Below are 7,779 nucleotides of genomic sequence, written 5' to 3' on the forward strand. Positions count from 1 at the left end.
TTTTGCAGATATTTTAAAAAATCAACTGGAAAAACATTTACCCAATTTGTGAATGAGTTTAGAATAGTTCATACAACAAAATTATTAGCTGAAAACCCAACTAGTATTACTGATATTTGTTTTGAAAGTGGCTTTAATAATTTTTCGCACTTTAATAAATTATTTAAAAAATATACAGGAAAAAGCCCTTTAAAGTATAGAAACGAAATGAAACAATTAGTAACTCAACACTAATTTATATTATTGAATATCTATCAGATAAGGCATTCTTGCCTGAATTCCTTCCAATTTAGAAAATTGTTTTATAGTTTGATAAATTTTATAATTTGCTTCACCAAGTTCTTCAATTAAAACTTTTTCTTTCGTTTTCATAAAAGGAAAATTATTAAATCTATCTTCTAACTCTACTTTATAACTTGGATAGTTTTTCACTTTATAATCTGTTATTTCAGCCAATTCCGCTGCATATAAAATTGCATCATCTAAATTCCCTAATTCATCAACTAGCCCATTATTTAAAGCATCAACTCCACTCCAAACTCTACCTTGAGCAATACTATCAACAGCCTCAATGGTCATATTTCTTCCTTTAGCAACTCTCTCTAAAAATGTAGTATAAACTGCTTCAACCCCTTCAGTTGTCACCAATCTAAATTCATCAGTCATTGGCTCAAAAACACTATAATTAGCGCCTTTATTAGTGCTTACTTGTTCTGCATTAACACCAATTGTATTTGCCAATTTGCTAAAATTAGGAATAATCCCAAAAACACCTATAGAACCAGTAATTGTAGTAGGTTCTGCAAAAATTCTATCTGCATTACAAGACAAATAGTAACCACCCGAAGCGGCAACATTCCCCATAGAAACAACTAACGGTAAGGTTTCTTTTGTTAATTCTAATTCTCTCCAAATTAATTCTGATGCTAAAGCACTTCCTCCTGGTGAGTTTACCCTTAAAACAATGGCTTTTACATTTGAATCTTTTCTAGCCTTTTTTAAAGCTTTTATAATTAAATCTTGACCTATTAAATTTTCATCACCTTTACCATAAATAATTTCGCCTTGTGCATAAATAACAGCTATTTTATCAGACGCCGTAGCAATTATTCTTCCTTTTCCTATAGAAATATAATCTGAAATTGAAATTTTATTTAAATCATCATCTAAAGAAATTCCACAAGCAATTTTTAATTTATTGGTGTATTCATCAACATAAATTGCGCCATCCATCATATTATTTTCAATAGCTAAAGTTGCATTTCTAGCCAACAAATTATCTGCAACATTGTTAATTTCTTCAATTGTTTTATTTCTGCTATTTGAAATATCTACAACCATTTCATTCCAAATAGATTTTAAAAATGTTGTAACTTGTTTTCTATTTGCATCGCTCATTTCATTGTATAAAAATGGTTCAACAGCACTTTTATATTTTCCGTGTCTAATTACTTCCATTTTTACACCTGTTTTATCTTCTAAATCTTTAAAAAATAAGACTTCTGAAGACAACCCTTTAAAATCAACTGCACCCACCGGATTCATAAAAATAGAATCTGCTACAGAACTAAAATAATATGATTTTTGATCATAAATATCTGCATATGCTTTTATAAATTTACCTGATTCTTTAAACTCTAGCAATTTATTTCTAATGGCTTGCGTTTGTGCAATACCAGCATTAACACCTAACGTTGTGATACTTATTCCTTTAATATTTTCATCGTCTTTGGCATTTTCAATAGCGTTTAAAATTGAATTTAAACCTATTTTATCATTATCAAAACCAAAAAGTTTATCAAATGGATCATCGCTTTTTGGAGCATAATCTTTAACTAAGCTTTCTAATTTCAGTTCTAAAACTGAATTACTTTTTAACTCTACACTTTTAATATCTCCAACTGAAGATGCCATTGCAGAAATAATGATAATAAACAGTACTAAAATAATAGCTAAGGTTATAAATGTTCCTAAAATTGACGCCAATAAATTTCTTAAAAAGTTCATATTTTAAAAGTTGAATTTAGAATTTTAAAAAAGTAAAATGTTTATAAGTTACGCAACAAATATATGTATTTAAATGATAGTTTTCTTTTCTTTGTATTCACTTTATGCATATAGCGAGAACCACATATTTATCATTAGGAAGCAACCTAGGAAACAAGTTTGAAAATTTACAGCAAGCTATTTTTTTAATTGATGAAAAAATTGGCTCAGTTGCTAAAATTTCTTCGATTTATAAAACTACTTCTTGGGGTTTTGATAGTGACGATTTTTATAATATTTGTGTGCAAGTATCAACAGGTCTAAATCCTGAAAACTTATTAAAAGCTATCCATAAAATTGAACTTTCATTAGGAAGAAAAAGAACTTCAGAAAAAAAATACAAAGCAAGAACCATTGATATTGATGTATTACTTTTTGATAACGAAGTTATTTTTTCAAAAGAATTAATAGTTCCTCATAAAGAGATGCTTAACCGAAAATTTGTAATGGTTCCTTTAGTTGAAATAGCTCCAAATTTAATGCATCCTATTGAAAAACAACGCTTACAGGTTTGTCTTACAAATTGTACTGACAAAAGTGAAATTGAAAACACGTATTTAGAATTAAAAAGACCTATTTGCTTATCTGAAAAATTCAATTATATTGCTATTGAAGGAAATATTGGTGCTGGAAAAACGACTTTAACAAATATGATTGCTGAAGATTTTAATGCCAAAGTTATTTTAGAACGTTTTGCAGACAACCCATTTCTACCAAAATTTTACGAAGATAATGAACGGTATGCATTTCCGTTAGAAATGAGTTTTTTAGCTGATAGATATCAACAACTTTCAGATGATTTAGCGCAATTTGATTTGTTTAAGAATTTTATAGTTTCAGATTATTACATTTTTAAATCACTCATTTTCGCTCAAGTAACCTTACTAAAAGAAGAGTATTTTTTATACCGAAAAATGTTTGATATTATGTATAAAGAAATTTCTAAACCCGATTTATACATTTATTTGTATCAAGAAACACCTCGTTTAATTGAAAATATAAAGAAACGAGGCAGAGATTATGAACAAAACATAGCACCAGAATATTTAGATAAAATTCACAGTGGTTATACTACTTTTATTAAAACTGAAGAAAATTTAAAAACCTTAATTATTGATGTTTCTAATAAAGATTTTGTAAACAATCCTGAAGATTACAAAGAAATTATTGAACTTATTAAGAATGTAAAATAGATTATTTTATATTATCCCTACGAATGCAAGAATCAATAAAAACAGCTACAATAATAACACAACTTAAAACTTTATTAAACTTATAATTGTAAGTCTGAGCTTGTAGAAGACCTTTTATAATAATTACTATTTAAAAACACTTCAACAAGCTTGTAACAGTTTACAAAACAAATTACTTCTTTTTTAATTCTAATTTTTCAGCAAAATAATCACAAAAATCTTTCATGGTTGCAGACATTTTAGTGTCGTTTGTAGCACGCTCAAAAGTATTTGCCATAGAAACCAATGTTTGATGAAAAAACTGTTTCATTTCATCAATTTGCATCTCCTTTGTCCACAAATCCATACGAAGTGTATCTTTCGTTTTAACATCCCAAACGGCTAATATTACAGCTTTTGCTTCTTGATTAATAATATCACTATCCTGTGCTGTCCAATGTAATTTTTCAGGAATTTTATTTTCGTCTAATCCTACGGTAATTTCAATTTTTGATGAACTCTCTACTGCCATTATTTTTTTGGTTTATATTTTGATTTTTTAAATATTTCTTCTGAATTTGTTTGTAAAAGTTGCTGTAAAGTTACTTCATTATTATTCATATAAGAACGTACAATTTGCCAACCAATATAAACACCTACTTTGCCTGGTGAATCTTTATCAATATCAATATAAAATTTTGAAAAAGGAGCATCCGCTATAAAACGAGTATACAAATTTGAATCTGTGCTATACAGTAATTTATTTTCAATAAAATATTTCCATAATTGAGATTCATTTGCTTCAATCCAATCTAATTTTTCAATGGCATAACCCATCTTTTGAGCATCAGAAACTGAAGGTAAATAACTATCAATCAGATACATTTTCTTACCTTCATTAATCATTATATCTATAAACTGGCGATTTTTACTTGGAGTAAAATAATGTTCACTAATGCTTTCAGCAATATCAACAACCAAATGCGATTTGTCAAAATTTTGAGCTAAATATATTGGGAAATCTTTATAAACTTCACTTTCTTTCCCCAAATACATATCTAAAGAAACAAATAACAAACTATCGGCATAAACCACTTTATTCTCGTAATCTAAATTTGTTATTAACGTTAAAATTTTAGGCGATTTAAAATTGGAGTGATAGTATTTTACGTGTTTAAATAAATCTTCTATTTGAAGTTTTTCAGATTCAAAATTCCCAAAAACTTCTTGCGACTTTTGGAATAATTCAGCCTCATTTATAATTTTATTTAGCCAAATGCTATCATTTTGAACTGGAAACAAATAAGGATATTCATTTTTAACTGTTGGAAGCGTTTTCTCATTCGCTTCATAAAACTTTTGCTCAAACCTATCTACAGAAAAAGTAACTTCAATATTAGAAACATCCACTGTTTTTATCTCTTTATTTTTACAGGAAACTATCGATAATAAAATAATTGCCAGAACAGCTAATCTCTTCATTAATTTCTATATTTACAATTCTATTTTTTAAAACGCTAAAATTACAAAAAAGTTTAAGTATGAATACAGAAAAAGTTGTTGATTATATTGTTGATTGGTTAAAAAATTATGCTACAACTGCAAAAGTGAATGGTTTTGTAATTGGAATTTCTGGCGGAATAGATTCCGCAGTAACCTCAACATTGTGTGCAAAAACTGGCTTTCCTGTTTTATGCGTTGAGATGCCAATTCATCAAGGTGAAAATCAAGTTTCTAGAGCAAAAGAACATATTACACAACTTAAAAAACGCTTTAATGCTATTAATTCTATTGAAGTAAATTTAACTTCCACTTTTGAAAAATTTAAATCTGTAATTCCTGAAGTTGAAGATTCAGCAACTGTAAATTTATCTTTAGCAAATACACGTGCGCGTTTACGAATGACAACTTTATACTATTTTGCAGGTTTATATGGCTATTTAGTTGCTGGAACTGGTAATAAAGTTGAAGATTTTGGTGTTGGTTTTTTTACAAAATATGGTGATGGAGGTGTAGATTTAAGTCCGATTGCTGACTTAATGAAATCTGAAGTCTATGAAATAGCAAAATATTTAAATGTTTCAACTGCTATACAAACTGCACAACCTACCGATGGTTTATTTGGTGATAGCCGTACTGATGAAGATCAAATTGGCGCAAGTTACAATGAATTAGAATGGGCCATGAAACAGGTTGAATTAGGTAAAACAAGTGCTAATTTTAAAGGAAGAGAACTAGAAGTATTTACTATTTACAAACAAAGAAACCTAGCGAACAAACACAAAATGGAACCAATTCCTGTTTGTGAAATTCCGAAAGAATTGAAGTTTAGCTAACAACTAAACTTAATTATTTCTTTTTAAAAAAATTATACCAAAACAATAAAGCTATGAATTGGATTTTAGGATTATTATTTATTTTAATAATTATATTTCTATACAGAAACTTTTCTAACAAGAAAAAATCAGCTAGACTAAAAAAATGGTTTATTGAAAATTGGGGAAAACCTAAAAGTAATGACTATTTTAATTTTTATGTTATTGGAAAATATTTTGAAAATAATGAGCATAAAAATCAAGCATTCCACGTTATCTCAGAAAAAGTTAAAATTGACTTAGATATTGATGAACTATTTAAATTTATTGATAGAACTTCGTCTAAAATTGGTCAGCAATATTTATATTATAAACTAAGAACTATTGGTAGTATTGAAAGTTTATTGAAATTTGATTTATTAAGTAATTTATTTTTAAACAATGAAACATTACGACTTAAAAGTCAAATAAGTTTATCAAAAATAAATTCTCATAATTCCTATGATTTAGAAAAACTTATCACTGATAAGCCCATTGAAAAACCCACGTATTTAAAATATATTTATGCTTCGTCGCTAACGTCTGTTTTATTGATAATACTAACTTTTTTTAATCCTTTATTTTCACTTTTTTTGCTCCCTGTTTTTTTTATAAATACCATTTTTCACTATAAAAACAAGGAAAACGTAACCTATTACACCAATGCAGTTTATCAACTTTCTAGAGCTTTAAAAGTAAGCAAAGAACTTTCATCATTTGATGAAATTAAGCAACATTTTACTGATTTATCTTTTATTAAAAAAGTAAGTACTATTCAAACAAAAACCGAATTTATAGGGTTTGAAAAGCAATTAAGCAATGAATATGCATTATTATTTTGGTTGATTATTGAATTGATAAAAATTCAATTTATGGTTGAATATATTCTCTTTTTTAGTTTCATTGATTCTATTGTTAAAGAAAAAGATAGCATTGAAAAAATGTTCTGCTTTATCGGTGAAATTGATTCAGCAATCTCAACAGCATCCTTAAAAGTAGGTGGAAATAAAATTTGCACGCCTAATTTCACTAAAGAAAAACAACTCGTTTCAATAGAAGTTTACCATCCTTTAATTGAAAACTGTATTACTAATAACATAAACTTAATTGATACTAGTCTTTTATTAACGGGCTCAAATATGTCTGGTAAAACCACATTTATTAGAACCGTGGCTATTAACAGTATTTTAGCACAAACTTTAAATATTTGTTTTGCAAAAGAATATACTGCTCCCTTTTTAAAAGTTTATTCATCTATTAGAATCACTGATGATTTATTGGATAACACAAGCTATTATTTAGAAGAAGTTTTAACTGTAAAAGAATTAGTAGATGCTGCAAAGCATGAAGAAAATTGTTTATTTGTGTTAGATGAAATTTTTAAAGGAACAAATACTATTGAACGAATCTCCGGTGGAAAAGCCATTTTATCATACCTTAATAAAAAAAATCATCTAGTTTTAGTTTCAACTCATGATATTGAATTAACAGATTTATTAGTGAAAGAAAACTATGAATTATTTCATTTTAGTGAACAAATAGAAAATGAAAAATTATTTTTTGATCATAAATTAAAAAGTGGAAAATTAAAAACCAGAAATGCTATAAAAATTTTAGAATTGTACAAATATCCGTCCGAAATAATTTTAGACGCACGTAAAACAGAAGAGAATAATTTTAGTTAAAATTCAAGCCTCCCTATTAAGCAGTTCCAACAAGTGCTATTTTAAACTGATATAATTTGTAAATTGCTTCAAGTAAATTTTTTATGAATGATTTTACCAATTTCTTTAAATAAGATTGAATCTATTGGATAAACCAAAAGTGTCTTTTTCTTAAAATTTAAATTAATTACTAATTGATTTATAGTTTTATCTTATTTTAGAGGAATGAAAAATTTAAAATTTACATTCCTCTTTTTTTTTGTTTTCAGTATATTTTTGTTAGCATCTTGTACTCCAAAAGAAGAACTACAATCTTCAAAAAATAGTGAACTAGATTCTATTAGTTTTTTCATGCAAGAAATGAAGAATGATACTTTAGATTTTGAAACTCGTTTAAATAAGGCAAACAGCGCTTTCCGAAAAATAGGAATTAATAAATCTGACACACGAATTAAAGGAATTCTAGCTTATAAAATTCACTTATTTGGTTATTTAAAACAATATGATAGTGCCGTTTATATTTCAAAAGAATTATTGAAAAAA

8 protein-coding genes are annotated in these 7,779 nt (G+C 27.1%); 5 read left to right on the forward strand and 3 right to left on the reverse strand.

Annotated features, from left to right (window positions below):
* Nucleotides 1-234, forward strand: a 234-nt coding sequence (locus tag ABY863_RS11745; protein ID WP_372795054.1) for a helix-turn-helix domain-containing protein, incomplete at its 5' end; no start/stop codon positions are given.
* Nucleotides 235-240: 6 nt separating this feature from the next.
* Here the strand turns inward: ABY863_RS11745 and sppA are convergent.
* Nucleotides 241-2,007, reverse strand: coding sequence for a signal peptide peptidase SppA (gene sppA, locus ABY863_RS11750; RefSeq protein ID WP_372795056.1), 1,767 nt, complete (start codon nucleotides 2,005-2,007; stop codon nucleotides 241-243).
* 104 nt (nucleotides 2,008-2,111) lie between these two features.
* Between sppA and folK the strand changes: the two genes are divergently transcribed.
* Entirely contained in the window at nucleotides 2,112-3,239 is a 1,128-nt protein-coding gene (gene folK / locus ABY863_RS11755) for a 2-amino-4-hydroxy-6-hydroxymethyldihydropteridine diphosphokinase (protein ID WP_372795058.1), read from the forward strand.
* 172 nt (nucleotides 3,240-3,411) lie between these two features.
* On the opposite strand, the gene gldC is transcribed toward folK, so the two are convergent.
* On the reverse strand, nucleotides 3,412-3,750 hold the full coding sequence (gene gldC / locus ABY863_RS11760; protein ID WP_372795060.1) for a gliding motility protein GldC: 339 nt from the start codon (nucleotides 3,748-3,750) through the stop codon (nucleotides 3,412-3,414).
* On the reverse strand, nucleotides 3,750-4,700 hold the full coding sequence (gene gldB / locus ABY863_RS11765; RefSeq protein ID WP_372795062.1) for a gliding motility lipoprotein GldB: 951 nt from the start codon (nucleotides 4,698-4,700) through the stop codon (nucleotides 3,750-3,752). Before gldB ends, gldC begins: the two co-directional genes overlap by 1 nt.
* Nucleotides 4,701-4,759: 59 nt before the next feature.
* Between gldB and nadE the strand changes: the two genes are divergently transcribed.
* The 3 genes from nadE to ABY863_RS11780 all read left to right on the forward strand — a co-directional run.
* Nucleotides 4,760-5,554, forward strand: a complete 795-nt coding sequence (gene nadE, locus ABY863_RS11770) for an NAD(+) synthase (RefSeq protein WP_372795064.1) — start codon at nucleotides 4,760-4,762, stop codon at nucleotides 5,552-5,554.
* A gap of 53 nt (nucleotides 5,555-5,607) precedes the next feature.
* A complete protein-coding gene (locus ABY863_RS11775; protein ID WP_372795066.1) occupies nucleotides 5,608-7,257 on the forward strand; it encodes a DNA mismatch repair protein MutS in 1,650 nt (549 codons plus the stop codon).
* A gap of 204 nt (nucleotides 7,258-7,461) precedes the next feature.
* The coding region (locus ABY863_RS11780) for a hypothetical protein (protein ID WP_372795068.1) at nucleotides 7,462-7,779 on the forward strand (318 nt) is incomplete at its 3' end.

This window comes from Lutibacter sp., from assembly GCF_041562875.1.
Taxonomy (GTDB): Bacteria; Bacteroidota; Bacteroidia; order Flavobacteriales; family Flavobacteriaceae; genus Lutibacter.

Bases quoted from the DNA above. Each gene is read 5' to 3' on its own strand.
- sppA (WP_372795056.1), bottom strand. From the start codon at position 2,007: ATGAACTTTTTAAGAAATTTATTGGCGTCAATTTTAGGAACATTTATA.
- folK (WP_372795058.1), top strand. From the start codon at position 2,112: ATGCATATAGCGAGAACCACATATTTATCATTAGGAAGCAACCTAGGA.
- gldC (WP_372795060.1), bottom strand. From the start codon at position 3,750: ATGGCAGTAGAGAGTTCATCAAAAATTGAAATTACCGTAGGATTAGAC.
- gldB (WP_372795062.1), bottom strand. From the start codon at position 4,700: ATGAAGAGATTAGCTGTTCTGGCAATTATTTTATTATCGATAGTTTCC.
- nadE (WP_372795064.1), top strand. From the start codon at position 4,760: ATGAATACAGAAAAAGTTGTTGATTATATTGTTGATTGGTTAAAAAAT.
- ABY863_RS11775 (WP_372795066.1), top strand. From the start codon at position 5,608: ATGAATTGGATTTTAGGATTATTATTTATTTTAATAATTATATTTCTA.